Origin of the sequence: Evansella clarkii, assembly GCF_002019695.1 — a bacterium.
Lineage (GTDB): Bacteria > Bacillota > Bacilli > Bacillales > Salisediminibacteriaceae > Evansella > Evansella clarkii.
Genome location: NZ_KV917376.1, coordinates 3848371 through 3873151 on the forward strand (window position 1 = coordinate 3848371; position 24781 = coordinate 3873151).

General features: G+C 40.9%; 22 protein-coding genes. 4 read left to right on the forward strand and 18 right to left on the reverse strand.

The genetic code is table 11. The features are described 5' to 3' along the window. Positions 1-46: 46 nt before the first annotated feature. The 5 genes from BK582_RS17945 to BK582_RS17965 all read right to left on the reverse strand — a co-directional run bounded on the left by BK582_RS17945 (position 47) and on the right by BK582_RS17965 (position 6053). Positions 47-1456 (reverse strand): IS110 family RNA-guided transposase, encoded by a 1410-nt coding sequence (locus BK582_RS17945; protein ID WP_078596359.1) that lies wholly within the window; start codon positions 1454-1456, stop codon positions 47-49. Between the two features lie 154 nt (positions 1457-1610). Next, positions 1611-2648, reverse strand: coding sequence for a YheC/YheD family protein (locus BK582_RS17950; RefSeq protein WP_078596360.1), 1038 nt, complete (start codon positions 2646-2648; stop codon positions 1611-1613). Positions 2649-2726: 78 nt separating this feature from the next. After that, a complete protein-coding gene (locus BK582_RS17955) occupies positions 2727-3470 on the reverse strand; it encodes a YheC/YheD family protein (protein ID WP_078596361.1) in 744 nt (247 codons plus the stop codon). Positions 3471-3489: 19 nt separating this feature from the next. Continuing rightward, the gene (locus BK582_RS17960; RefSeq protein ID WP_078596362.1) at positions 3490-4674 is read right to left on the reverse strand and encodes a YheC/YheD family endospore coat-associated protein; all 1185 of its coding nucleotides are present in this window, start codon (positions 4672-4674) and stop codon (positions 3490-3492) included. A gap of 161 nt (positions 4675-4835) precedes the next feature. Beyond that, complete coding sequence (locus BK582_RS17965) at positions 4836-6053, reverse strand: YheC/YheD family protein (RefSeq protein WP_169911116.1); 1218 nt, start codon at positions 6051-6053, stop codon at positions 4836-4838. Positions 6054-6577: 524 nt separating this feature from the next. Here BK582_RS17965 and ectB point away from each other — a divergent pair. Further along, entirely contained in the window at positions 6578-7843 is a 1266-nt protein-coding gene (ectB, locus tag BK582_RS17970; protein WP_078598098.1) for a diaminobutyrate--2-oxoglutarate transaminase, read from the forward strand. Between the two features lie 146 nt (positions 7844-7989). Next, on the forward strand, positions 7990-9105 hold the full coding sequence (locus tag BK582_RS17975; RefSeq protein WP_078596364.1) for an NAD(P)/FAD-dependent oxidoreductase: 1116 nt from the start codon (positions 7990-7992) through the stop codon (positions 9103-9105). Between the two features lie 106 nt (positions 9106-9211). On the opposite strand, the gene BK582_RS17980 is transcribed toward BK582_RS17975, so the two are convergent. From BK582_RS17980 to BK582_RS18015, 7 genes are all read right to left on the reverse strand, one after another. Continuing rightward, positions 9212-10216 (reverse strand): nucleoside hydrolase, encoded by a 1005-nt coding sequence (locus BK582_RS17980; protein WP_169911118.1) that lies wholly within the window; start codon positions 10214-10216, stop codon positions 9212-9214. A gap of 46 nt (positions 10217-10262) precedes the next feature. Next, the gene (gene rbsK, locus BK582_RS17985; RefSeq protein ID WP_078596366.1) at positions 10263-11147 is read right to left on the reverse strand and encodes a ribokinase; all 885 of its coding nucleotides are present in this window, start codon (positions 11145-11147) and stop codon (positions 10263-10265) included. Beyond that, positions 11147-12136, reverse strand: a complete 990-nt coding sequence (locus BK582_RS17990; protein ID WP_078596367.1) for a LacI family DNA-binding transcriptional regulator — start codon at positions 12134-12136, stop codon at positions 11147-11149. The genes rbsK and BK582_RS17990 overlap by 1 nt, the downstream gene beginning before the upstream one ends. Before the next feature lie 85 nt (positions 12137-12221). Further along, positions 12222-13166: a nucleoside hydrolase gene (locus tag BK582_RS17995; RefSeq protein ID WP_078596368.1), complete on the reverse strand. Its 945-nt coding sequence runs from the start codon at positions 13164-13166 to the stop codon at positions 12222-12224. A 30-nt stretch (positions 13167-13196) separates the two neighbouring features. Further along, the gene (locus BK582_RS18000) at positions 13197-14429 is read right to left on the reverse strand and encodes a NupC/NupG family nucleoside CNT transporter (RefSeq protein ID WP_078596369.1); all 1233 of its coding nucleotides are present in this window, start codon (positions 14427-14429) and stop codon (positions 13197-13199) included. 219 nt (positions 14430-14648) lie between these two features. Continuing rightward, entirely contained in the window at positions 14649-15188 is a 540-nt protein-coding gene (gene dcd / locus BK582_RS18010) for a dCTP deaminase (RefSeq protein WP_078596371.1), read from the reverse strand. 19 nt (positions 15189-15207) lie between these two features. Next, entirely contained in the window at positions 15208-16407 is a 1200-nt protein-coding gene (locus BK582_RS18015; protein ID WP_078596372.1) for a GTP-binding protein, read from the reverse strand. A gap of 191 nt (positions 16408-16598) precedes the next feature. Here BK582_RS18015 and rpsN point away from each other — a divergent pair, with 191 nt between their 5' ends. Together rpsN and BK582_RS18025 are read left to right on the forward strand one after the other, a co-directional pair. Then, positions 16599-16868 carry a 30S ribosomal protein S14 gene (gene rpsN, locus BK582_RS18020; protein ID WP_078596373.1) on the forward strand — a complete coding sequence of 90 codons (270 nt, stop codon included), beginning with the start codon at positions 16599-16601 and terminating at the stop codon, positions 16866-16868. Positions 16869-16959: 91 nt separating this feature from the next. Then, a complete protein-coding gene (locus BK582_RS18025) occupies positions 16960-18003 on the forward strand; it encodes a GTP-binding protein (protein ID WP_169911120.1) in 1044 nt (347 codons plus the stop codon). A 342-nt stretch (positions 18004-18345) separates the two neighbouring features. On the opposite strand, the gene BK582_RS18030 is transcribed toward BK582_RS18025, so the two are convergent. The 6 genes from BK582_RS18030 to nikA form a co-directional block, all read right to left on the reverse strand. Then, positions 18346-19695: an MATE family efflux transporter gene (locus BK582_RS18030; RefSeq protein WP_078596375.1), complete on the reverse strand. Its 1350-nt coding sequence runs from the start codon at positions 19693-19695 to the stop codon at positions 18346-18348. A gap of 58 nt (positions 19696-19753) precedes the next feature. Next, positions 19754-20524: an ABC transporter ATP-binding protein gene (locus tag BK582_RS18035; RefSeq protein ID WP_078596376.1), complete on the reverse strand. Its 771-nt coding sequence runs from the start codon at positions 20522-20524 to the stop codon at positions 19754-19756. Continuing rightward, positions 20521-21339: an ABC transporter ATP-binding protein gene (locus tag BK582_RS18040; RefSeq protein ID WP_078596377.1), complete on the reverse strand. Its 819-nt coding sequence runs from the start codon at positions 21337-21339 to the stop codon at positions 20521-20523. The genes BK582_RS18035 and BK582_RS18040 overlap by 4 nt, the downstream gene beginning before the upstream one ends. Beyond that, positions 21336-22184 (reverse strand): nickel transporter permease, encoded by an 849-nt coding sequence (nikC, locus tag BK582_RS18045; RefSeq protein WP_078596378.1) that lies wholly within the window; start codon positions 22182-22184, stop codon positions 21336-21338. Before nikC ends, BK582_RS18040 begins: the two co-directional genes overlap by 4 nt. After that, positions 22184-23134 (reverse strand): nickel ABC transporter permease, encoded by a 951-nt coding sequence (gene nikB / locus BK582_RS18050; protein WP_078596379.1) that lies wholly within the window; start codon positions 23132-23134, stop codon positions 22184-22186. The genes nikC and nikB overlap by 1 nt, the downstream gene beginning before the upstream one ends. A gap of 77 nt (positions 23135-23211) precedes the next feature. Next, positions 23212-24756, reverse strand: a complete 1545-nt coding sequence (nikA, locus tag BK582_RS18055) for a nickel ABC transporter substrate-binding protein (RefSeq protein ID WP_420841233.1) — start codon at positions 24754-24756, stop codon at positions 23212-23214. Positions 24757-24781: the final 25 nt, after the last annotated feature.

Genomic DNA, 24781 nt, shown 5'->3' on the forward strand with positions numbered 1-24781 from the left:
AGGAGGAGACTCATATTTTATTAGTAAGAATCAAATTATCATAATTTTATGCTGCACTAATCAATTGATAAAAATCCTTCATTTTTGTATGGCGTAACTTCTCTTTCATCATCTTTAAATACTCATACGACTCATCTTTTGTTTCATAGACTATACGATTCTTAAGCATGGAAAAAGCAATACGAATGAACTTATTTCCTAAAGCTATATAGGCTTTCCTCTGATGTTTGCCACGATCTCGAAGTTTATTGTAATAGGAACGCAGATCCTTATTGTGTTGAGCTAAAGACTTGCCGATTGTATAAACAATAAACCGAAGGTTCTTATTTCCCTGTTTCGAAATTTTTCCGTGAAACCCTTGCAGACCACCTGATTGGATGACAATAGGGTTGGTTCCTGCTTTCTTTATAATTTGCCCAGCGTGCTCAAAGTTTGATAGGTCGCCAACTTCACTATAAAACTCTGCAGCTGTAATTACTCCGATTCCTGGAATGCTAAGCAGAAGCCTTCCGTCTGTCTCCAATAATACTTTCTCAATCTCTTTTTCTAAAACCTTTATATTTTCATTGAGGTACTCTATGTTCTGTAGAGCCATTTTAAGTAATAATAACTCTGGACGTACGGTTTCTTTTGGCTTACATAGGCTCTCTCTGGCCACATATAAAAGATTCCTAATGGTTGAGTCTCTCAATTTCAAATTGTGCTTAACAGAAAGGGCTCGAATACCCTCTTCATCCATAGAGAGTATGTCTTCCGGATGAGGGAAGTGCTTCATGAAAAACAGGGAGGATTTCCCCCAGAAGTCGCTGAATAACTCCACTTTAGTCGGGGTGTTTCCATTTACTAAAACATGACCTTGGAATTCGCGCCATATCTTATCCATCAGCGTTCGTATCTCTACTTTTACCCTCGATCTCTTACGAACTTCATTCCTGCGAGCTCTTGTCAATGTCAATAATTCCTGGTACTTTCCTTGCGGAAGTTTATTTTCTGTCCCCTTATTTTGAATAATGACTTGCGCTATGGCATCCAGATCAAGGTCATCTGTTTTACTCCAATTTAGTGCTCCGGCCCTTTCTTCATAGGTTGTAGCTGCGTTAATAATGGTAACCACATATTTTAAGGCTTCTAATTCCCTTACTATATCCTCGTAGTAATGGCCAGTTGCTTCAATACCAACGAAAATACGCTTTGCCTCTACTTTGGCCTTGATCTTCTGTAGCTTTTCATGAAGGCTACTTATCCCTTTTTTATTGACTCCGAAAAACATAGGTTCTAATAAGACATCTCCAAAGTAATTACAGACCATTACTTTCTGATAAAACTTCGCTGCATCAATCGAAACGATCAATACCTTCTCCAGGTCAATCCCTCTTAATTCAGCTCGGAATTGACTTCCTTTCTTTCCTCTAATATGATTAGAAGTGGATTTAGGTTTTTTATACTTTCGCCCCATGTGACTTCACTCTTTCTTTGTATAGGATGAGGCTTTCTTGTCAGGTAGCCTTATCTTACTACACATAGTCGCTGGGGTCTTTTTTTATCCTCTTTTAACCTCCATTACATCGAAGATGATTCGACATTTATTATTTCATACACCAGGCACCAAATTAACGGTTCTTGTAATACCACACTGCGTGTTCGAAAAGGATGCGGTATTGTCTGCTGTCGACTGTACTTCTGTACGGGCGGAAGTTCGCTTCAATCAGCCAGACATTTTCATTTTGATCTACGGCTATATCAAGTCCAAGATCGATAATTTCCGGGTATTTCTGTTCTACTGCCTTTGCTGCTTTCACGGCAGCCTTTTTAATTTCCTTCTTTGTCAACTTGCTGATCAGCGGCTTCGTATTAACTTTTACATGGCCTCCCTGATCTTTGTTCGTAACAGTTGGACATTTATCCGCAATTCTGGCGTAGAATCCTGTAACCTTCCAATTCCCTGACTTTGTTTTTTGTGTGAATACGCGAAAATCAAATTTCTTTCTTTTATATGTTTTACTGTTTATCGCCTGCTGGACGATATATTTGTGTGCTGGTGAGAATGTGGAAGTGAAACAGCTTTTTAATTCATTTTTCTTAATTGTTTTAACAGTCTCTTTAGCCTTATTAACATGCGTTAATTTATACCCGCCAGCTGTTTTTTCCAAGACACGAATATTCTTTCCTTTTGCGCTTTGTTTAGGTTTTATATAAAGCTTGCCGTAACGTTCCAGCATATTTACCATTTTCGGATACGTCAAGGTCTCTGTATCAGGCAAATAAGGGGCAATCTCTCTCTGCGTTGTTAAGAAATTATGAATCTTTAATTTTCCCCGCTCAGCATTACTTAGAATGTTGAAAAAAACAATGTTTTTCTTTCTTAATTCTTCTATTTTCCGAATAGAAGCTTTATTTACGAGATACGCATAACCTCGGTATAAATTCACCTTCGGAATAGCAACCTGTTTCGTTTCAAGTTTACCACTTCCCCTGGAGTAAACTGCTGCTTTGACCGTTTGACTGGAAGATTTAAGATCTTTCACTGCGTAAAAGCAGATATCTACTTTATTATTAGCAGCTAACTTTTTATAAAACTGTATTACATTATGCTTTTGGCCGGATTTTGCTTTTCTGGCTATACTGGATGATACAATAATCCCAATCAAATTCTATCCTCCTTTCTTTAAGAGGGCCCTGTGACATACAACAAATCATAATGTCTTATCCATAACCTGGAATAAATGTTATCTCTTTTTCTTCCCCTTGATTTTCATTATTAATTCATACTGGCTCTGATCCTTCAGGCTTTTGAATCCTCCTAAAAGCGGCCAGCGGTTCAGTTCAAAAATATGGAGATTCCCTTCCTGGTCCATTCCTATATCTACTCCAAAAATGCGTTGTTTAGGAAAAGATTTACCGAGAGTTTCTGACGCCTCTATGGCTACCTTTTTTATTTCTTCCACCAATGCAGTTTTTGCCTGTCCGGAAATATTGAGTTTCTCCATGGCTACATCCAGATGCAATGCTACCCCTCGGCGGCTTCTGTTAGTAACCTTGTAACCTTTCCCGCCTCTCCTTGCTATAATCCCCGTAACCTGCCATGGCTTTTTCCTCGTTCTCCGTTGGACGATTATTCGGAAATCAAATCGTCTGTTATCTATTGTAGCCAGCTTTATTTCCTTTTGGATAATGAACTTTTTATCTCCTACGATATTTTTCATATAGGAACAAACAGCATCAACGTTTGGATAGACTAATCTTTTTTTATTGACCCTTATTACATAATTAGTTTTCTTTTTATATATAAAATAGACATCTCTGCCAAGACTGCCGCTGTTTGGTTTAACTACAATGGACTTATATTTATTCAGCATATTTAAGAAAGTTTCCTGGCTCCACGTTTTTGTTTCCGGCAGGTAGGGGGCCAGTTTAATGTTTGATTTCATAACCCGGTACATGTCATATTTATTTCTGCCCTTTAAAAGCATTAGTTTATTTCATCCTTTCTTATTGAATCTTTATCCAGCCCTCTTTAAACCAGTTTCTCATCCGCGTTAACCAGCCCTGGTATACTTCAGCACCTTTTAGCTGTTCAAGTTCGGATTTTGCTGACTCCAGGATATTCAGTAAGGCATGGTTAAAAGCTTCTTCTCCGTATGCTTTGAGCAGGGATACTTTAGCACTTTGTGAGTTACACTCGATAAATTTAATTTTGAAATCCTTTGTTAAACCAAAGTCGATTCCGATTTCTGCAAATTTACCGTATTTTTTTTCCGTCTCTTTGTACACAAGTCGTAAGAATCGGTTTATATCCTGCTTTAACTTGATTCTCTCGGTAAAAGGTATTCCGATCGTTTCAAAGAACTCTTCTGATGGATAAGCAACAGAGTTAATTGTAATTGGCGAGTTTTTCTGGCTCACTCTTGCACTAACTCCTGTAATATCAATTTCTCCGCTTTTGTTTCTTTGCAGTTCTGCCCGTAAATCAATTATTCTGTCTTCAACTTCCAGCAGCTCAATAGCTTCCTGAACCATAAATTCTTTATCCTGATAAAAACTAATTACATAAGAAACCAGATCCTCGGTGTTGTCAAATTCATTTATTCTGACCTTGTTTTTTCTGTGGGAATAGTTTTTTGTCTGATAAATTTCATCTGGAAGCAGGGATACCCGCATCACATTCTTACCTTTTCTTCCTGTTACACCCTTTAAATAGACTTTGCCGTGTCTGTTCAGCATGTTAATCAAATCTTCCGGCTCTCTGTACAGAATGGTTTCCAGCAAGTATTCCTGCAGTGATTCAACTTTATTAAAATAGTTGTAGATCTCCCAGTTTCCAAGCTGGGCAGGATTTAATAACAACGTGCCTTGCCTTCTGCACTGCTTCATGAATTTCTTGAATCTTGATTTATCTCTTTTCGTTGCGCCGCCCCGCCTGTATAAAATATCTGGATATGGAAAAATTTCTTTCTTCCATTCCCCTTCAGCAGGGTCATAATAATATGCTTTAATTAGCTTGGTTTTGGGATCAACCTGCCTCATGTTGAAAAAATACATTTCAAAATTAGTGGAAGAATTTACTTTAGCGAGCTGCTGAAGTCGATACGGGGGTTTCTTTTTCGACATATCTTTCCAGGCTTTATTTGAAATCAAAACACCAAAAAGATGAGCTGATTTTTTCTTTTTGCCCATGGATTTTCTACCTCTTTCCTTTCGTATTTCTAATAATATATTAAGATAGTTTTTTAAATTAACGGCCTGTACCCTAGTTCAGGCTTTTTTCTAAAAAATAGGTCTTTTCATGGCAGCCCGTTGCAAAAAAAAATCATAGGCTCTGAACGTAATCTCTACTACTACGGCTTATTCTCAGCCATCTCTGTCGTCTCTGTCATCTCTTTCCGCTTTGCTTTCTTCACTTTCTTCTCTTTCTTCTCTTCTGTATTAAAACCATCGAGACTCATCGCATAAAGAAACGGTGTGCCCTTCACTTTATGTGACAGACTCCGGTCTTCTACTGGATATACGTTTCTCATATTTAATTCCAGAATCCAGACATTCAGATTTTTATCCACTGTAAAATCAATCGCAATATCCCCGAAATGGCCTGTTTTATCAACTGCTTCACAAGCTTTCGTGAAGATGTCAACGAGCTGTTTTTCCTGGCTTGCAGCTTCTTTTTTACTCAGACCGTAAATTTTCCGGAATGCTTTTCGGGCCTTAAGCCAATATTCCTGCTGCCTTAAATTAGTTATAATACTCCCCTGCCGGCCAACTCGGGCGGTAATACCGGAAGAGATCCATTTGTGCAATTTGTTTTTCTGCATATAAATTCTGAAATCCACATTTCTTGAATCATGTTTCATAGAGACATCCTGCTGTACGATATACTCCCTGCCACTTTTAAGCTTTTCCTCAAGATTCGGGTATTCCTCCAGTTTAGTTACATTCGCTTTATTATTTTTATCATCTGTAATTCGATAACCATAACGGCCTTTCTCCACCCTGATGATCTTTGCACCTTCAGATCCATCGACTGGTTTTATATAAATAGACGGATATTTCTTCAGAACCTTTTTGACTGTGGAAATGTCTTTTACCTTTTTTGTAAATGGAAGATGCATACTTACCCCGTTATCACTGGACAGGAGCTTCCACATTTCCCACTTCGTATAAAAGTAGGAATTAAACAAATTTCCATTGGACTGGCTTATAAGATTTTTATTGATTACGCTCGACAAACGCACTCTTTTAAAAACCGCACCAGGATTGGAAAAAACAGCTTTCTTCCACTTCAATCCATTTTCTTTGCTGTCATGACTGTAATAGAAGCCTTTAATTTGATTTGTTTTCGGATCTACTCCTTCTTCCGAACAAATACAAATCATACCTGTTTCAGGTACATGGTTTTCAATCCGTTTCTGCAGATTTGGAAGCCTGTCAATCAGTCTTTTATTTTCATTAGCTGCCACCCACAAAATCATCGGCCCCAGCTGCAGCGTGTTTTTTACTACGTTGATTTGAAAAGTAACATCCTCCGGAATAAAAACCTCTTTTTTAAGTTTTGCAGACAAGCCAATAGTCCTCCTTGAAAGAGTCCTTTTATATTTCACCTTGAGGGGTTTATTCCAGGATCCGAACTTAAAATTAATCTTCTTTTTTCCGGAAAGATTATATAAGTCCTTAAAACTATGCGGCAGGAAGATTTCCGCCCCGGTTATCGAATACATCCACTTTATTCTCAATTTTCTTGCCTCCCTTTCTCCCCATTTTTAATCACTATATGAAACGACCTGACAAATGGACTGGTTGTTCGATTCAAGTAATCCGCCTTTTTCGCACAAATACTTTCAGAAAAACTGCTGATATATGCCGCTCCCTTTGTATGCGGGAGGTTATTAAAGAAACAGAGCAGTCCCAAATTTCATAGCGGCAATCATATAAAGGCCATCTACCGTGCCGGTTCCTGCATGAGCGCATATTATTAAAAGACTATGCAGAATTAACTAGACTTTCTTGCCAGTGCAGACAGGTACAGAAAACTATGATATTTTTTCTGCTTATAAAGGGAGGATCTATGAAAGGAGACGAGAGTGAAATGAAAGATGATCTCAGTATTTTTGGCGAACTTGAGTCGAATGTACGAAGTTATATAAGAGGTTATCCAGCAGTATTTACGAAAGCGAAAGGCAGTAAAATCTGGGATACAAACGGGAAAGAATATATAGACTTCTTTTCAGGTGCAGGAGCTTTAAATTACGGGCATAATGAGCCTGTGATGAAGGACAAACTGGTAAAATACATGTTAAATGACGGCATCACACATTCACTGGATATGGCGACCGCTGCCAAGGCTGACTTTCTGAAGAAATTCAATGAAGTCATTTTAAAACCGAGGAATATGGATTATAAAGTGATGTTTACAGGACCAACAGGAACTAATTCTGTAGAGAGTGCATTGAAAATAGCCCGTAAAGCGACTGGCAGGACAGATATTATTTGTTTTACAAACGGGTTCCATGGCATGACCCTCGGTTCCCTCTCTGTCACAGGAAATATAGAGAAACGAAAAGGCGCAGGGCTCCCATTGACAAATACAGTCACACTGCCTTTTGACAAGGTGGATAATAATGAAGAAAACATTTTGTCGAGCCTCGATTATCTGGAAACGTATTTAGAAATTGCCAGTGGGAAAGATAATGTCCCGGCAGGTATGATCCTTGAGACAGTTCAGGGAGAAGGCGGACTGAATACTGCGAGTTTTGAATGGCTGAAGCGCATAGAAGAGATCTGCCATACTTGGGGAATTATCCTGATTATTGATGATATCCAGGCAGGTGTCGGCCGGACAGGCACGTATTTTTCCTTCGAACCTGCAGGCATAAAACCGGATATTATCTGCCTTTCTAAGTCCCTTGGAGGATACGGCCTTCCCCTTGCCATCACTTTGCTGAAGCCGGAACTGGATTTATGGAAGCCTGGGGAGCATAATGGAACATTCAGAGGCAATAATCATGCCTTTATTACTGCAGCCGCTTCTCTGCTCTATTGGGAAGATGGTGAGTTTGAGAAAAGCGTTCAGCAAAAAGCCGTACGGGTCAGTGAGTTTCTTAACCAACTCGCCGAGCGCTATCCTGAATTAAAAGGAAAGGTCTGCGGCCGGGGTCTAATGCAGGGAATTTCTTTTCAGGACGATGGCTTTGCCTCCAGGGTAATGGCAGAAGCCTTCAAAAGAGGGCTCATAATAGAAACATCAGGCAGCAGCGGCCAGGTGTTAAAACTTCTTCCCCCACTTACTATCGAAGAAGAAGTGCTTGAAAAAGGATTAAATATCGTCGAAGAAAGCATCAAAGGAGTAAAGTAAAGACAGAGGGATTCAAAAGTTCGACAAGTGCCAGGCACTTGTCGAATAATCTTGTTCCGTGAAACAAGATTATTCGGGTAGTGACAGGCACCAGCTAAAAATGTAAAATAGCTGTGGAGATTGAAATATGAAACGTGGAGTTGGATATGATGCATGTAATAATAATTGGCGGAGGTATATTAGGAGCTTCTACAGCCTATCACCTCGCAAAGTCAGGCCATCAAGTCACTGTAGTTGACCGGAGTGATGCTGGCCAGGCAACAGACGCGGCAGCGGGAATTATCTGTCCATGGCTTTCACAAAGAAGAAATAAAGCTTGGTACAGACTTGTTAAAAATGGAGCAAAGTATTACCCGGAATTAATCAAAATGCTTGAAGATGACGGCGAAACGGATACAGGATATACGATGGCAGGTGCTTTAGCATTACATAGAGATGAAGAAATACTCGAGGACAAGGAAAAGAGAGCTTATAAAAAACGGGAGGATGCCCCTGAGATTGGCACGATTACAAAATTGACTCCAGAAGAAACAAAAGCAATGTTCCCCCCTGTCTCCGATGAATTTGGTGCAATCCATGTTACCGGGGGAGCGAGGGTAAACGGCCGGGAACTGCGCAATGCCCTTACAAGCGCGGCGAAAAAGAACGGGGCTGTATTTGTCACTGGCAGCGCAGAGCTGGTTGGGGAAGGAAATAAGATTACAGGAGTAAAAACAAACGGTGAAGTGATTTCAGGTGATAAAGTGATTGTTGCTGCCGGTGCCTGGGCGGGAGAACTATTCGAGCCACTAGGCATAAAGTTTCTCGTTACGCCGCAAAAAGCACAGCTGGTTCATCTGGAAATCGAGGAGAAAAATACGAATCATTGGCCGGTAGTTATGCCCCCGAAAAACCATTATCTAATTCCTTTTGAAAATGGACGGATTATTGCCGGCGCCACACATGAAGATGATGCTGGTTTCGATACGAGGATTACCGCCGGCGGCCTGTATGAGGTGTTTGATAAAGCGTTGGGAAATGCACCGGGCCTTACAGACAGTACCCTGGTGGAAACACGTTCAGGACTGCGCCCTTATACACCTGGCCACCTGCCGGTAATTGGTAAAGTGCCCGGCCTTGAAGGTGTATTTACTGCAAACGGTCTGGGAGCCTCAGGCCTCACCGCCGGTCCCTATTTAGGAGCAGAACTTGCAAAACTTGCCACAGGAGAAGAAATAGAGATTAACCTCTCTGATTATGATATAGGCGGAGCGGTGGAATAAAGATAATTCGACAAGTGCCTGGCACCTGTCGAAACAGCCACCCGCACCTTTGAACAGCAAAAGCCTTCCAGAATATCTGGAAGGCTCCCTATTTTCATTACAATTACTATTTTAAAATATACTTCTTGTACATACTGTATGCTTCCGGGAAGCATAGTTTAAAGAATGCTTTCTTGAAAGCGATATTGTCAATGCCCATATACACGTTGGCATTTTTTGGTCCTTCTTCCTCATAAATGTCTGTTGGAGGAAACTGAACCACTGTCTGCCCCTTGCATATCCCTTCGCAAACCATCGATAAATTAACTCTCTTGAAGACGTCGTCCTCGCTGCTTAAGTCAGGATCAATTGCGAGCATGACTGCGACTAAATCGTGGACTACAACGCCGGTCATCCTCATGTATTTCCAGTAGTTTTCCATGTAATGATTGGACATTTCACTTAACAGACTGCCTATTTCCCCGCACTCCACGCGTAAAAAGAACAAATCCTCCAAACTGAAACGGGTTTTGTGTGTAACGTCCAAGCCCACCATATTGATTTCAACGTCTTCCCCGATCTCATATGTCACTTTCGCAGCTTCCGGATCTGCCCAATAGTTGAATTCCGCTACTGGCGTGCGGTTACCGAATCGTACTCCCCCGCCCATCGACCAGATCTTTTTCACTTTCTTCATTGTTTCTCTGTCTTTTTGAATCGCTAACGCAATATTCGTTAAAGGTCCTAAAGTGATGATTTCGACTTCTCCCGGGTTCTCCCTCACCGTTTCTAAAATAAAGTCTACGGCATGGACATCCGATTTTTTGGAAAGGTCCGGAGTAAGCTGGACAGTACCCAGCCCGCTTTCTCCATGTATCATTTTTGCTAACGCAAAGTTTTCATCTTTACCGAGCTTATTTAATGCCGCCGGTGCTCCTGGATAAACAAGACAATCTGCATCCATCATATTTACGATTCCCAGGGCATTCGTTACACAAGGTTCCAGTCCTACATTCCCTGCAACTACCGTGATCCCCTGCACGTCAAATCCCTCGTATGTTAATGCCGCAACAATGGCATATGTGTCATCAATTCCCGGATCTGTATCAATAATAATTTTTCTTTTATCCATGTTGTCACCCCACATAAAAAAGTTAATGGGACAGTGTACCTGTCTCCTAGTCCCGTTGCAGAAAAGCGTCCACTTCTTCCCGTGTCGGCATGCCTTCCTGTGCGCCAAATTGCTGAATCGATAGTGCTGATGCTGCATTGGCAAACTTGATTGCTGTCTCCAGATCTTTTTTCTCAGAGAGCGCCACACTCAAAGCTCCGTTGAACGTATCCCCTGCACCAGTCGTATCCACAGGGGTAACGGTATAAGCAGGGATTATCGATCGTTTGTTGTTAAAACTATAGGAAACCCCTTTGTCACCTTGAGTAATAATTAATTTTTCATTAAATTCAGGGCTCATCGTATCAAAATCAAATAACTGTGCCGCTTCTCCTTCGTTCGGTGTTATATAAGCGGCTTTCTCCCAGTAGCCAGACGGGATTTCTCTCGCTGGCGCAGGATTGACGATGACAGGCACATTATTTTCAGCACATATATCGAGGCAATATAAAATTGTCTCCAATGGAATTTCAAATTGAAGGAGGACGAGGTCACTCTTCAGAATTTCATCTTTAAATTGCTGCACGTACTCCGGAGTTACTGTATCATTAGCTCCTGACACTATAATGATCCGGTTGTCCTGATCAGAAAGAATAATATTCGCAATACCTGTATTTTTATCAGGAACAGTATTAATCATGCTTGTTGCAATATTCTCCTTCGCTAATGCCTTTAGCATATCCGCACCGTTAAGGTCTTCCCCTACGCTGCCGATCATCTGGACATTCGCTCCAAGGCGGGCAGCTGCCACCGCCTGGTTTGCACCTTTTCCGCCAGGCTTAGTATGGAAGGTCTCTCCCAGGGTTGTTTCGCCCTGACTCGGCAGCCGGCTGGTGACTGTGATCAAATCTGTATTTATGCTTCCAATGACTGTGATTACAGGAGTTGTCATTATACTCCCTCCTCCGGATTCTTCGTTGTATTTCCTTTTATTAATTTCGTTGGAAATTCATTAAAGAGTTGTTCTAACTCTATTTTTTCTATTTGCTGATAAAGCAAGTCTACAGCTAAGGCACCCATATCATAGATCGGTTGTTCGATGGTTGTTAAAGATGGAATGAACATTTTGCCGATCTCAATTCCATCAAAGCCCACAACCTGTACCTGGTCCGGGATAGCCAGGCCAAGGTTATGAGCCGCCCTCATTACCCCAATGGCAATGACATCATTACCTGCAAAAATACCATCTATGTGTGGATGCTTTTTAAAAAGCTCATACGTGATCTCTTCCGCTGCTTTTACATCAAAATTCGATTCGATAACAAGGTGGTCTATATTCGCCTCATGAACAGCCTCTAAAAAGCCTTTTTCCCGTTCATCGGTTGTAGTCAGCCCCATCGGTCCCCGTAAATGGGCGACAGAACGGCAGCCAGCTTCGATTAAATGCTCAGTGGCGGTCCTGGCTCCAGCTTTATTCTCTGAAATAACAGTAGGAATATCATTTTTTATTGTGCGGTCCAATGCAACAACTGGTAAGTTAAATTCTGTATAACTCCCTGCTTCTAACTTGCTCGTTGACACAATAATTCCATCGATCCCTTTTTGCTGTAGCGATCTTATATATTCCGATTCTTTTTCCGAGCTCCCGTCTGTATTGCAAAGAATAACCGTATAGCCGTAAGAATGGGCTTTATCTTCCACCGCCCGTGCGAGAGCTGGGAAAAACGGATTTGTAATATCCGGTACAATGAGGCCGATAAAGCTGGACGTTTTCTTGTATAATGTCCGGGCAACAAGGTTGGGGCGGTATTTCAGCTGTTCTATCGCTTCCCCAACCTTTTTTTTCGTCTCCTCGCTTACCTGTCCGGTATTATTTAACACCCTTGACACTGTTGCGACTGACACGTTTGCAAATTTAGCAACATCTCTTATTGTTACCATTTAGTACCACCTTGAAATCATTATTTTGTAATTACTAAAAATGAAGGATCACAGTATCCCGGGAAAACTTAGCTGCTGATGAATTTTATCTGGAATAAGTATGCAATGCTCTTGTGAATAAATCCCAGAATTTATTGCTATCCAATTGAGAAGCAAAGTGCACATTAGGCTGTTTTCCAGTTACACCTAGCAAATCAACTGTCGTCATCCCGTATGTGAGTTCCCCTTTTGTTTCAATCCCAACATGCACATGTTCCATCCTGAATATGGAAGGATCGATTAAATAAGCCACTGTGCATGCGTCGTGAATCGGACCGCCTTCAAAGCCAAATACATCTTTATATGTCTTCGAGAAAAACTTTAATAGTTCTACAACAAAGTGAGCAACATCATTTTCGATTTTTTCCAGGTCTTCAACAATAGTATCAGTTGCGATCGCCTGGTGTGTTACATCCAATCCGAACATGGCAATCGGTACACCGCTTTCAAAAACGACTTTCGCAGCTTCCGCATCCACGTAAATATTGAATTCTGCTGCAGGGGTCCAGTTGCCGAATGTGCCCCCGCCCATCAGCACAATTTCTTTGATTTTTGGAATAATTTTTGGTTCCCTGATCATTGCCAATGCAATATTTGTAAGCGGGCCTGTAGGAACCAACGTAATGTTCCCGTCTGATTCCATTACTTTTTCAATGATTAAATCAACCGCATGCTTGTCGATAACCTTTTTTTCCGGCTTTTCCGGAAGCTTCGGGCCATCTAAACCTGTTTCCCCATGGATTTCTTCCGCAATTTCCCGTTCTTTTATTAAAGGTCTGTCTGCTCCTTGTGCCACCGGAACATCATCTAATCCGATTATGTCGCAAACTTTCAGAGCATTCAACGTATTTTTTTCAACTTCTACATTTCCCGCTACCGTAGTAATCGCTTCGATTTTTAAATTACTCACTTTTGAAGCTGCCAAAATAATAGATATTGCATCGTCATGTCCTGGGTCACAATCTAAGATTACACGTTTTAAATTATTCATCATACACCCTCCTGAAGTTCAAATTATATTTTATAGGAAAAACATCCCCGCGATTGCTGCATTTAATAAGGAAGCTAACGTACCTGCAATCATAGCTCTCATACCAAGTTTTGAAACATCCTTTCTGCGGTTAGGAGCGAGTGTGCTTAATGCTCCGATCTGGATAGCGATTGATCCAAAGTTGGCAAATCCGGCAAGAGCGAAGCTGAGGATCATAGCTGTTTTAGGTGAAACTGTATCCATTACTTCTCCTAATCCGGCAAAGGCAACGAATTCGTTAATAACAATTTTCTGCCCAATAAACTGGCCGGCAAGTGCTGCCTCTTCCCACGGAACACCAATAAGAAATGCGATAGGAGCAAGCAGAACACCTAATATGCGTTCCATTGTCAGTTCAATTCCAACAAAATCTCCAACGATTCCAAAGAGACCGTTAATTAAAGCGATTAATGCAACAAAAGCAAGGAGTGTTCCGGCAATTTCAAGCACCATCTTCACACCTGTGGAAGCACCGCGAGCAGCTGCATCAATGACATTAGAAGCCTTTTCCTGATCGTCGTCTTCCTGAATCTTAATATCTTTGTCGCTGCTACTTCCTACTTGTTCTCTGATCTCTTCCGGAAGCGGAAGTATAATTTTTGCGATTAACAGACTTGACGGAGCTGCCATAAAGCTTGCAGCTAATAAATATTCAAGTGGAATGCCCATAAGTGAATATCCTACGAGAATCGAACCAGAAACAGATCCAAATCCACCTACCATGATGGCAAAAAGCTCTGACTGATGCATTTTTTTAATAAATGGTTTTACGACTAATGGCGCTTCTGTATGGCCAAGAAAAATATTCGCAGCTGCAGATAAAGATTCCACTTTTGTTGTTTTAAGCAGTTTTGACAGCGCACCACCAATAATAGTGACGACCCACTGCATAATACCAAGGTAATAGAGAATCGAAACCAAAGATGAAAAGAAGATAATAACTGTTAATATTTCGAAGGCGAAAATCACTCCATCGCCCAGTAAAGGACCAAACAGGAAAGCAATCCCCTCGTTTGCGTAATTAATGATTCCCTGGACAACCCCTGATAACCATTCCAGAGCAGCTCGTCCAGTTGCTGACTTCAAAGTAAGAAAAGCAAAAAATATCTGGATGGTAAGAGCTACTAAAATAGTCCTCATGTGTATTTGCTTTCGATCAAGACTCATTAAATAAGCAATCCCCAATACAGAGACAATTCCTGCTATTCCCCAAAGTATATTCATACCCCGCACCCCTTAATAAGTAAATGTTTATGTTAGTGTAACCGGTTACAGTAACCGGTTACATAAATCATAATACTTTTTTCAAATATCGTCAAAGCTTTTTTATAAAGAAATTTTTTCGTATTGAATTGGATAAATAAGAACAAAATGGGTTGTCCTGTTACAGGACAACCCATTTGATGTGTTAATTTATTTTCAGCTAGCCCGATATACAGCAATTTATTTCCCCACTTCTGCGTCCTCGTATACCCTGCTGTTTGTGGCCCCTGTCTGGTGCAGATACTTTCCGCTATATGGCTCCGCTTCTGTATCAACTTCAGCAAATACCAGCTGGCATATTCTTCTCCCTACAGTTAATTCAATAGGCAGACTGTTAGCATTATATAATTCCAATGTAATCTGTCCTTTAAATCCCGGGTCTACCCATCCTGCATTTTGTATAAATAATCCTAACCGCCCGATTGAACTTCTGCCTTCCACAAACGCAGTCAGGTTGTTTGGAAGCTCTACCGTTTCCTTAGTGGTTGCAAGCAAAAAGGAATGTGGTGGAATTGTGATCCTTTCTTCTGTTATGAACTCCCGGTAGTTTGCTTGGTTCTCCAGAGATAAAGAGACGTTTCTATGTTCATCAATAACAAGAAAATGTGTCCCTAAGCGTAAATCGATGGAAGCGGGCTGAATTTGTTCTTTGGAAATAGGTTTTATTTTAATTTCATCTCTGCTAATTTTATCTACTATCGTTTTTCCGGACAGTATCATTGTCAGCACCCCTTTTTTCTTATGCTCTTTGTAAATTCCACTTAAATGGATCAGGGAGCGTTTTCCAATCTGAGTCGTACTCAGCTGGCGTCAACAGGCAATTATCCAATTCCCTCGTTATTTCAGCACGGTCCAAATACACGCCAATAAATACCAGTTTTGTATGACGGTCACCAAATTCAACATCCCAATCATCCAATAACTGAGGATTCTCTGTTAAAATCTGCTCCTGTTGTGCTTCAGGGAGGGAGGCTACCCAATAAGTTATCGGCTCGATACTAACAGACGGCCCTGCCTGTGACATTAACAGGGCTAGATTGTTTCTTGATGCACACCAGGCAATCCCCTTAGCCCTCACTACTTCGTCCGGCATAGAATATATCCAGTTATTAAAACGCTCAGAATGGAACGGAAGCCGCCTCATATATACGAAGGAAGAAATTCCATACTCCTCTGTTTCAGGCATATGCTGCTGGTGGCCTTGCGACAGTTCACGTATCCACCCTGCTGAAGAACTAGCCTCCTCGAAATTAAACAGGTTAGTATTCAATACTTCTTCAGGAGAAACATTTCCATTTACAGTACGGATGATTTTCGCCTTAGGCTGCAGGGTCCTGATAACTTTTTCCAGCTTCTCCAGCTCTGTTTCTGAAACGAGATCACATTTATTTAATAGAAGCACATCGCAAAACTCAATTTGATCTATAAGCAGATCAGCGATTTCCCTCGTGTCTTCTTCTCCAACCGCCTCTTTCCGGTCAAGCAGGCTTTCCCCTGACCTGAAATCCTGCCAGAAACGGTTAGCATCAACGACAGTTACCATCGTGTCAAGTGTGCAAAACTGCGTCAAGTCAATTCCCAGCTCCTCGTCTATGTAGGAAAAAGTTTGAGCCACTGGGGTCGGTTCACTGATTCCTGTTGATTCTATAACGATATAATCTATGTTACCTGCCCTCGCCAGCTTTTCCACTTCAATTAACAAATCTTCACGCAAAGTGCAGCAAATGCATCCATTGGACATTTCCACAAGCTTTTCATCTGTTCTTGAAAGTTCTCCACCTTGCTTAACGAGCTCGGCATCAATGTTTATTTCACTCATGTCATTGACAATCACTGCTACTTTGAGGCCATCGCGGTTCTTCAATATATGATTTAAAATGGTTGTCTTCCCTGCTCCTAAATAACCGCTTAAAACAGTGACTGGTATTTTTAATGTCATCTTTATTACCCCTCCTTTACATTCACAAATCGTAATAATTACGATTTATTTATTATACTATCCCCCCCCTTCCTTACTTGTCAAAAATTATTGCACCCTTTTTCACTTTACATGCTTAAATTTTTCCTTTATGATAAGTTTATGTTTGTAAAACGTAATCATTACGATTTAAATAGCAGGAGGTTATTATAATGGCAAAAAAATCAATGGTAGCAAAGGAAAGAAAACGTCAGAAATTAGTAGCTCAATATGCTGAATTGAGAAGAGAATTAAAAGAAAAGGGAGATTATGAGGCACTCAGGAAGCTCCCGAGAGATTCCAACCCTGCTCGTCTCACAAGAAGATGTGAGATGACAGGAAGACCAAGGGGCGTCCTTCGCAAGTTTAAGCTTTCCAGAATCGCTTTCAGAGAACTGGCTCATAAAGGCCAGATTCCAGGAGTAAAGAAATCCAGCTGGTAAAAAGAAAAGCCAAACCAACTTCAAGGAAAAGAAGCCTGGAAATTCAGGCTTCTCCCTTTGTATGGATACTGAATAAATGGGGGTGATAACAATGGCAAAAGAAGAGATAATTCCTGTAACTTTGGTGACTGGCCTGTCAGACAGTTTAAAGTCATCTTTAATAAAGAAAATAAAGGTACAAAAACAAAGTAAAGTAATTCTCTTCCAGGACAACAACAATTTTTCATTTGAAGAATTTCCAGAAGAATTATTGCAGGAAAAAAAGCTGACTGAAGCTGTGCATGATCTAGTGACATATAACAAAAACGAGCTTTTATGTGTATTAAAAGACCAGCAAAACAAAAAGGCGGAGTTATTAATAGTTGATCTGGATAATGTACACGCCCCCGATATGCTATCTTCCTTCATGGAAGAGGATTCTTTCCTTGATACCCTTCATATTCATGTCATTGATGCAGTTAGCTTCTGGTTTCACTATTCTTCTATAGAAAGTGTTGAAAACCTCTCATCAATGGGAAATGAATCACAAGAATTTACATTAGGAGAGCTTTTGATTTTCCCCTTAGAAATGGCTGACACTATTATCTTAGGTAACGCCGACCAGGTTAGTAAGGAACGGCTGGCGGAACTAAACTGGTTTCTGGGAAAACTGAACCCTTTGGCTGAATTCGTTACAATGGCAGATTTCAAAAGAGGAGTGGTTCCTGGCGAAAAGGATATTGGACGGAAACGTACACCTTACGAGCTTTACACATATCAATTACAACATTTCGAGCAGAAAAAACCGTTTGTTCTTGTCGGAGAGTATGGTATCGATACGTATATTTACCGCAGCTCTTTTCCTGTTTCAATGGAAAGACTTGAAAAGTTCTTTCAGGAATTGCCTGAAGGAACTTTGCGTACAAAGGCTGTTTGTTATATACCACAGGAAGAGCAAACACACTTCATTTCACAAATCGGCCCTTCTGTGGAAATCATTACTGAGGAAAAAAATTATAATGAACCGACCGCCGCTGATAATTTATCCGAGTTTCTCTTTATAGGAGATCACTTAGACCCCCTTACTATCAAAAAAGGATTGGATAGTTGTTTATTAAATGATACCATTCTGACAGAAACTAAACTGTCCAAGTAATGCTTTACGTGCGCAGACGAAGTGACACAGGGGGTATAGGAAATGTCCCCCGTGTCTAACTGCTCCTCTGTATAAAAATAAGTTTGTTCCCTTCATATGGGTTACTAGCTTCATATGTTCCTTCTGGCAGCGGCTGACTGGTTTTAGTTGGGAAAATTAAAATGCCGGGAGAAGACATAGTAATCTAACGGAACAATTTTAATTCAAAAAAATATCTCAATCATATGACTGAGATATTTTTTATAAGAAGCCATAGACACTTCCTAAGACTAAATACCATAGGGACGGTTCTTCTGGTTTTTTATTATAATAAGAACCAGAGGAACCGTCCTCCGGCTCCCCCTAAAACCCGAATTTAGAACGTGTAAGTTTTGGCACAAATAGCGACAGGAATACGGACCTGGCAAGACTGAATAAAACGAATGCTATCCATATCCCGTGATTCCCATACAAGGGCTCAAGCAGCCAGATAGCGAGCAAAAATAAAATTAGAGCTAATGCCATTGAATTTCTAATAGACTTCGCTTCAGTCGCACCAGAAAATATCCCTTCTAATTGCAGCCCCCAATAACCAACTACAGGGAAAACCACCATCCATATTAAGTAGCCGCTTGTAAATACTCTTACATCCTCAATTGTGGTGAACAGAGCGACGATTTGATCACCAAGCACAAATATGATAAATGATAATATAATTGCGGTTATCATTCCCCATTGTGCAGATAAGGAGAATGCACGGTGATAAAGGGCCTGTTGCTTCCCCCCTATTGCTCTGCCTGTAATAATGCTTGAAGCATTTGCTAATCCGCCGAATAAATAAGCCATAATATAGTGTATTTGCAATAAAATTGCATTTGCTGCTAAAGTTACTTCCCCCATACTTGCACCTTTGGAAGTAAAAATGATAGTCATTGCCAGCAGGCATATTGTTCTTAAAAATAAATCGCTGTTTACTTTAATCATCTTTAATATTGCCTCTGACTCCATGACCATTGCAGGCTTTATTTTTGCTATCTTTCTTTTATTTTTCCAAAGAATAAACATTAATCCGAATAGTACTACACCGACTTCAGAGATAACTGTGGCATAAGCAACCCCTGCAACTCCCCAGCCAAATCCAAGGACGAATAAGATATTTAAAATTATATTTAACAGGTTCATTGAAACCTGGGCAATTAATGATAAGCGGACCTTTCCCATACCGATCAGCCAGCCAATAACGACATAACTTAAAAGAAGAAATGGTGCTCCCCATATCCTGATGGAAAAGTAAGTAGCCGCGAATGTTGATACGGCATCACTTCCGCCGAATAAGACTAAGCTGATCTTCAGAACAGGCTGTTGCAAAATAATAAACAGCATTCCGAACAAAACAGCAAGGATCATGGGACGTAAAAACGATAAAATGATTTCCTTTTCATTTTTAGCCCCTTCCGCCTGTGCGGTAAAGCCGCTCGTACTTACACGGAGGAAACCAAGGAGCCAGTACATCGTATTAAAAATAACAGCTCCAATCGCCACGCCCCCAATAGCAGCAGGGTCAGGGAGCCTGCCTACAACTGCGGTATCAACAGCACCTAATATGGGAGTGGAGATACCTGCAATGATGAGTGGAACCGCCAATGCCAGATAATTGCGGTGGGTTAAGTATGTTTCATTGTTTGACAGTACAGAAGCAGCTTCCCCTTTCATACCATTCTCCTTTATGTAACATTTTTTCCTCACCACACCTTATGACAACTAAATGTGCTTACTGGATGGAAGCAGCTTCAATTAAAGCCTTTGTATAAGGGTGGCGGCTTTTATGGTAAAGTTCATTTATTCCAAATTGGTCTTGAATAGTGCCATTTTTTAGTACGATAATTTGTTCACATAAAAATGTTACAGCCCTTATATCATGGGATATGAAAAGAATCGTCATATCCATTTTTTTCTGAAAATCCTTTAACAGATTTAAAATTTGCACCTGGACCGTAACATCTAAGCTTGCAGTTGGTTCGTCACAAATAAGAAGTGATGGTTCAATACTCAGTGCTCTCGCAATACTGACCCGCTGCTTCTGTCCTCCACTCAATTCTTCCGGATAACGCCCGGCCAGTTCCTTATCTAAACCAACCATTATTAAAAGCTGTTCTGCTGTTTCTTTTCGCGAAAGGTTTTGCCCTTCCAGAAAAGCAGGGCTGCATTCCTTAAAATTATCAAGAGGTTCCAGAACACTCTCCCATACAGGCAGTTTCGGATTCAGGCTGCTGGATGAATCCTGGAATATCATTTGCACATTCTTTCGGTATTCCCGAAGCCGGGAGCGTTTTGTTGGAACGACAGGGGCCCCATTATAGGTAATTGTGCCTTCCTTATAGTTTTCTAATCCTACCAGTACTTTACCTAATGTACTTTTGCCGCTGCCGCTTTCACCAACGATTCCGATACATTCACCTTTTTTAGCACTGAAAGAAATAGTATTCAATGCAACCAGGTTTTTAGAGTAATTCTTGGATAATCCTTCTACTACCAGACTCATAGATCATTCACTCTCTCATTAATTATAAAATTCTCCCCAGGTAGTGACAGGAGACACGCACATAGTTTTTTAGTATATGGATGTTGATGTTGGCAGCGAATCTGCTCTGGAAGTCCTTCTTCCACGATCTCTCCTTGCTGCATTACATATATTCGATCGGTCCTTTTGTAAGCCAAGGCTAAATCATGGGTAATCATCAGAATCGCACATCCTGTCTCTTTACGGACTTCTTCGAGGTAATTTAAAACCTTTTCTCCATTCATCACATCCAGCGCTGTTGTCATTTCATCGCAGATGACTAAAGCTGGCTTTAATGCCAGCACCATTGCAATAGAGGCACGCTGAACCTGGCCGCCGCTTAACTGGAATGGATAGCTGCAATAGACACGTTCCGAATCAAGCCCCATTTTTCCGAGAACTTCTAATGCCTGATTTCTTGCTTCTTTCTTCCCAATCGGATAGTGGGTGCGAATCGTTTCTGTGATTTGTTTTCCTATTTTTATATAAGGGGTAAAACTCGCCCTGTAATCCTGGAAAATGATACCTATCTCCTTACCAAGAAATTTCCGGTGATCTTTTGGAGAAAGAGCTGACAGGTCAGAGTTTTTATATACGATACGGCCGGAGTTCTTCATATTTACCGGAAGAAGGCCCATAACTGCCCTTGCTGTTAGGCTTTTTCCGCTGCCACTTTCCCCAATAAGGCCTGCAATTTCCCCCTTCTTTATCTCTAGTGAAACGTTGTTAACTAAAGGATAACTGCCATTTCTTGTTTCTATCTTTAATTTTTCAATTGAGATGATCGGGTTACTCACAGTTCCTGCCTCCCCTTCCTAATATCGAAATGACTTTTCAGCCCATCGCCAAGTAAATTACAGCATAAAACAGTAACCATAATAGCCAAGCCTGGATAAACCATTAAAGATGGCTTCACTTGAAAATATCCCTGGCCATCATTAAGCATCGCTCCCCATTCAGGAATAGGCGGCTGGGCTCCCAGACCTATATAAGAGAGTGCGGATATAAGCAATATGACTTTTCCCACATCAATTGCAGCCATGACAATAATGTCCGGCATCACATGAGGTAATAAGTGCAGTCGTATCGTTTTTATAGGACTTGAAAACGAAGTCTTTGAAACCAATACATACTCCTTCTCTTTTTCCGAAAGAACTAACCCGCGAACAACACGGGCATAAACAATCCACCTTACAAGCACGATAGCAATAACTATATTAGTTAAACTGGGACCTAGTATACCAGCGATCGCAATGGCTAATATAAAGTCAGGAAATGTTAAAATACCATCGATGATTCTCATAAAAAAAGCATCCATCCGTCCGCCAATATAGCCGGAAATCAGACCAATGGGTACGCCAATGCATACAGCCATGAAAATAGCCAGCATCCCCAGCCCAATCGTCAGCTTCGCACCGAAGACGATTCTTGAAAAGATATCCCGCCCTAATTGATCCGTTCCCAGCCAGTGAAGAGTTGAGGCTTCCTGCAGCCTGTTACCCATGTCAATTTTAAATGGATCATAAGGAACAAGAGCTCCTCCAAGAAACATAACTCCTGCTAAAAACACAGCCAGAATTATTCCGCCAAGCATATTAGGGTTTCGCACCAGTGCCGTGCTTTTCGTTAGTACTGTATCCATCACACACTCTCCTTTTCCTGGTTGATTTGAGGGTTGATAATCAAATAAAGCAAATCAACAGCAAGGTTGGATAAGACTACGAGAAAACCCACAATAATGATGTAACCTTGAATAACCGGATAATCCCGCTGCATTACTGAAGTCACAATGAGTTCACCCATACCCGGCCAGGAAAATAGAATTTCAATAACAGTCACACCCCCGAGAAGACTGCCGATACTCAATCCGAACATAGTAACCAATGGAATAAGACTGCCTCGCAGTGCATGAAAAACAAGAATTCTTTCTTTACGTATGCCTCTCGCTCTTGCTGCTTCAATAAAAGTACTTTGCATTGTTGCTATCAAACGCTCACGTAATAATCTTATATAAATAGGAGCCATTGCTATTCCAAGGGTGATGGAGGGTAAAATATAATGAGCGAGCGTTCCCTTTCCCATCACAGGTAAGAGATTGAGTTTTAATGAGAAAAAATAAATCAACAGCAACCCAAGCCAAAAACTCGGAATGGAAGCTCCCAGTATAGCGGTCCATCTTGACAAATAATCCGGCCAGCGTCCTTTATACAAAGCGCCTATGATACCCAGGGGAACTGATATGAGCAGAAGAGCGACTAAACCGCCTAATGACAGCGCAGCTGTTGCCGGCAGCCTGTTTAAGATCATGTCCAATACTGGTCTGTTGGAGATGAGAGATTCTCCTAGATCCAACTGGGCCACACCCCAAATCCATTTTCCGTACTGCACGAAGATTGGTTCGTCGAATCCATATTCCTGCCTTAATTTTTCCTCATCCGCCGTTGTTACAACTACGTCATCTACCTTTAGAATCGCTCTGATTGGATCACCAGGAGTCACTTTCATTAATAAAAAGGTTACAAAAGAGAGAATTAATATCATTATGAGTAACTGGAATATTCTGGTGCTGATAATAGAAACTATTCTTTGCATGCTCTTTACCTGCCTAACACTATGAAATTAAAATCAGGAAAAAGTGAAAGCATCATTTGGATGCTTTCACTTTTGCATTATTCTACATCCATTTCATTTGTAATGAAGTAGTATTCTTCCGATCCCGGACTCCAGTTCTTAACACGATCGTTTACACCTACGATAATATGAGGGTGTAAGATATACGATTGTGGAGCTTCCTCTCGAATGATTGACACACCCATATTTTTTAAAGCGATTCGTTCTTCCTCGTTGGCAGTTACATTGAGTTCTGCTGTAATTTCGTTGATCTCAGGAATGTTTATCTGTCCGGGGTTTAATGAGCCCTCAGGCATATACGCCACATTAAAGAAGTAACCGCCATCACCACGGGGAGCGGTTAATACAGAATAAGTTGCTAAATCCCACTCATCCTGCTGCTCCCATAAATAACTGTCGATCTCCTCAACCGTTATGATATTTATATCAATACCTATATTTGCCGCTTCTCCCTGGATATATTGCGCCATTAATGGCAGTTCAGGTCTTCCCTGGTATGTCGCAAGAGTCAGCTCTAGAATCTCTCCGTCCTTTTCCAACATTCCGTTTTCATTTGTTTCATATCCTGCTTCCTTTAATAAAGCTGCTGCTCGTTCCGGATCATAGCTTTCCGGCTCCATGTCTCCCGCAAAATTAAAATCAGGATGAAACGGCCCATTGGCAGCTGTACCATGTCCATTCATGATTTCCGTTACAGATATCTCCCGGTTCACTAGCATATCCAATGCTTTACGGACATTCACATCCTGTAATGCCGGTTTTTTGTTGTTATAAAGAAGGAAATGAACACGTAAGCTTGAGATGGACTCCACAAGCAGATTTTCATCTTGTTCAATCGGATCCAACGCTTCAGGGGGCAAATGATAAACAATATCAGCCTCTCCTGTTTGAAGAGCGAGAGCCCTGACATTTCCATCAGAGTTAAAATTAATGGTTACTTCATCTAAGTTCACAGCTCCATCCCAATATTCATTGTATTTTTTGAGCTTTATTTCAGATTCTGATGTGAAATCAGCTACTTGAAAAGGCCCTGTGCCTAATGGTTGTTCGCTAATATCATCTGCACTTACATTAACTATAGATGTGTTTGTATGTACCAATTCAGAAATGAGTGCCGGATTTTCTTCTGTAGTAATGAATGAAATTTCCTGTCCATTTGCTTCCATTGATTCAATTTTCAAGCTCGAAGCAACGGCATTATTAACCTCTAATGCACGTTCAAAAGAAGCTTTTACCGCTTCCCCATCGACTGCTGTTCCATCATGGAACGTTACTCCATCTCTGATAGTAAATATCCAGGTTCTTTCATCAATTTGTTCCCAGGATTCTGCTAACCAAGGCTGGATTTGCAAGTTTTCATCAATTCTAACTAACGTCTCAGCAATCCCTGCCCGAACACCCATCGCATCCTGATGGGGATCAATCGTTTTAGACGGAAAACTATACAACAAAGTTAAAGATTTCTCTTCTGTTCCATTGGGTTCTGCTGTACCAGCTGTATTCTCAGATTCCCCGCTGTTATTACAACCGGTTAAAAATATTAATAATACAGCAAGTACCATAAATACATGTTTTTTAATCAATTTACCCATCCTCCTAAATCGTAAT

What these genes read in the sequence shown, in the direction of transcription:
- BK582_RS17945 (WP_078596359.1), bottom strand. Translation starts at nt 1,456, where the DNA reads ATGGGGCGAAAGTATAAAAAACCTAAATCCACTTCTAATCATATTAGA.
- BK582_RS17955 (WP_078596361.1), bottom strand. Translation starts at nt 3,470, where the DNA reads ATGCTTTTAAAGGGCAGAAATAAATATGACATGTACCGGGTTATGAAA.
- BK582_RS17960 (WP_078596362.1), bottom strand. Translation starts at nt 4,674, where the DNA reads ATGGGCAAAAAGAAAAAATCAGCTCATCTTTTTGGTGTTTTGATTTCA.
- ectB (WP_078598098.1), top strand. Translation starts at nt 6,578, where the DNA reads ATGAAAGATGATCTCAGTATTTTTGGCGAACTTGAGTCGAATGTACGA.
- BK582_RS17975 (WP_078596364.1), top strand. Translation starts at nt 7,990, where the DNA reads ATGATGCATGTAATAATAATTGGCGGAGGTATATTAGGAGCTTCTACA.
- BK582_RS17980 (WP_169911118.1), bottom strand. Translation starts at nt 10,216, where the DNA reads ATGGATAAAAGAAAAATTATTATTGATACAGATCCGGGAATTGATGAC.
- rbsK (WP_078596366.1), bottom strand. Translation starts at nt 11,147, where the DNA reads ATGACAACTCCTGTAATCACAGTCATTGGAAGCATAAATACAGATTTG.
- BK582_RS17990 (WP_078596367.1), bottom strand. Translation starts at nt 12,136, where the DNA reads ATGGTAACAATAAGAGATGTTGCTAAATTTGCAAACGTGTCAGTCGCA.
- BK582_RS17995 (WP_078596368.1), bottom strand. Translation starts at nt 13,166, where the DNA reads ATGAATAATTTAAAACGTGTAATCTTAGATTGTGACCCAGGACATGAC.
- BK582_RS18000 (WP_078596369.1), bottom strand. Translation starts at nt 14,429, where the DNA reads ATGAATATACTTTGGGGAATAGCAGGAATTGTCTCTGTATTGGGGATT.
- dcd (WP_078596371.1), bottom strand. Translation starts at nt 15,188, where the DNA reads ATGATACTGTCCGGAAAAACGATAGTAGATAAAATTAGCAGAGATGAA.
- BK582_RS18015 (WP_078596372.1), bottom strand. Translation starts at nt 16,407, where the DNA reads ATGACATTAAAAATACCAGTCACTGTTTTAAGCGGTTATTTAGGAGCA.
- rpsN (WP_078596373.1), top strand. Translation starts at nt 16,599, where the DNA reads ATGGCAAAAAAATCAATGGTAGCAAAGGAAAGAAAACGTCAGAAATTA.
- BK582_RS18025 (WP_169911120.1), top strand. Translation starts at nt 16,960, where the DNA reads ATGGCAAAAGAAGAGATAATTCCTGTAACTTTGGTGACTGGCCTGTCA.
- BK582_RS18030 (WP_078596375.1), bottom strand. Translation starts at nt 19,695, where the DNA reads ATGAAAGGGGAAGCTGCTTCTGTACTGTCAAACAATGAAACATACTTA.
- BK582_RS18035 (WP_078596376.1), bottom strand. Translation starts at nt 20,524, where the DNA reads ATGAGTCTGGTAGTAGAAGGATTATCCAAGAATTACTCTAAAAACCTG.
- nikC (WP_078596378.1), bottom strand. Translation starts at nt 22,184, where the DNA reads ATGGATACAGTACTAACGAAAAGCACGGCACTGGTGCGAAACCCTAAT.
- nikB (WP_078596379.1), bottom strand. Translation starts at nt 23,134, where the DNA reads ATGCAAAGAATAGTTTCTATTATCAGCACCAGAATATTCCAGTTACTC.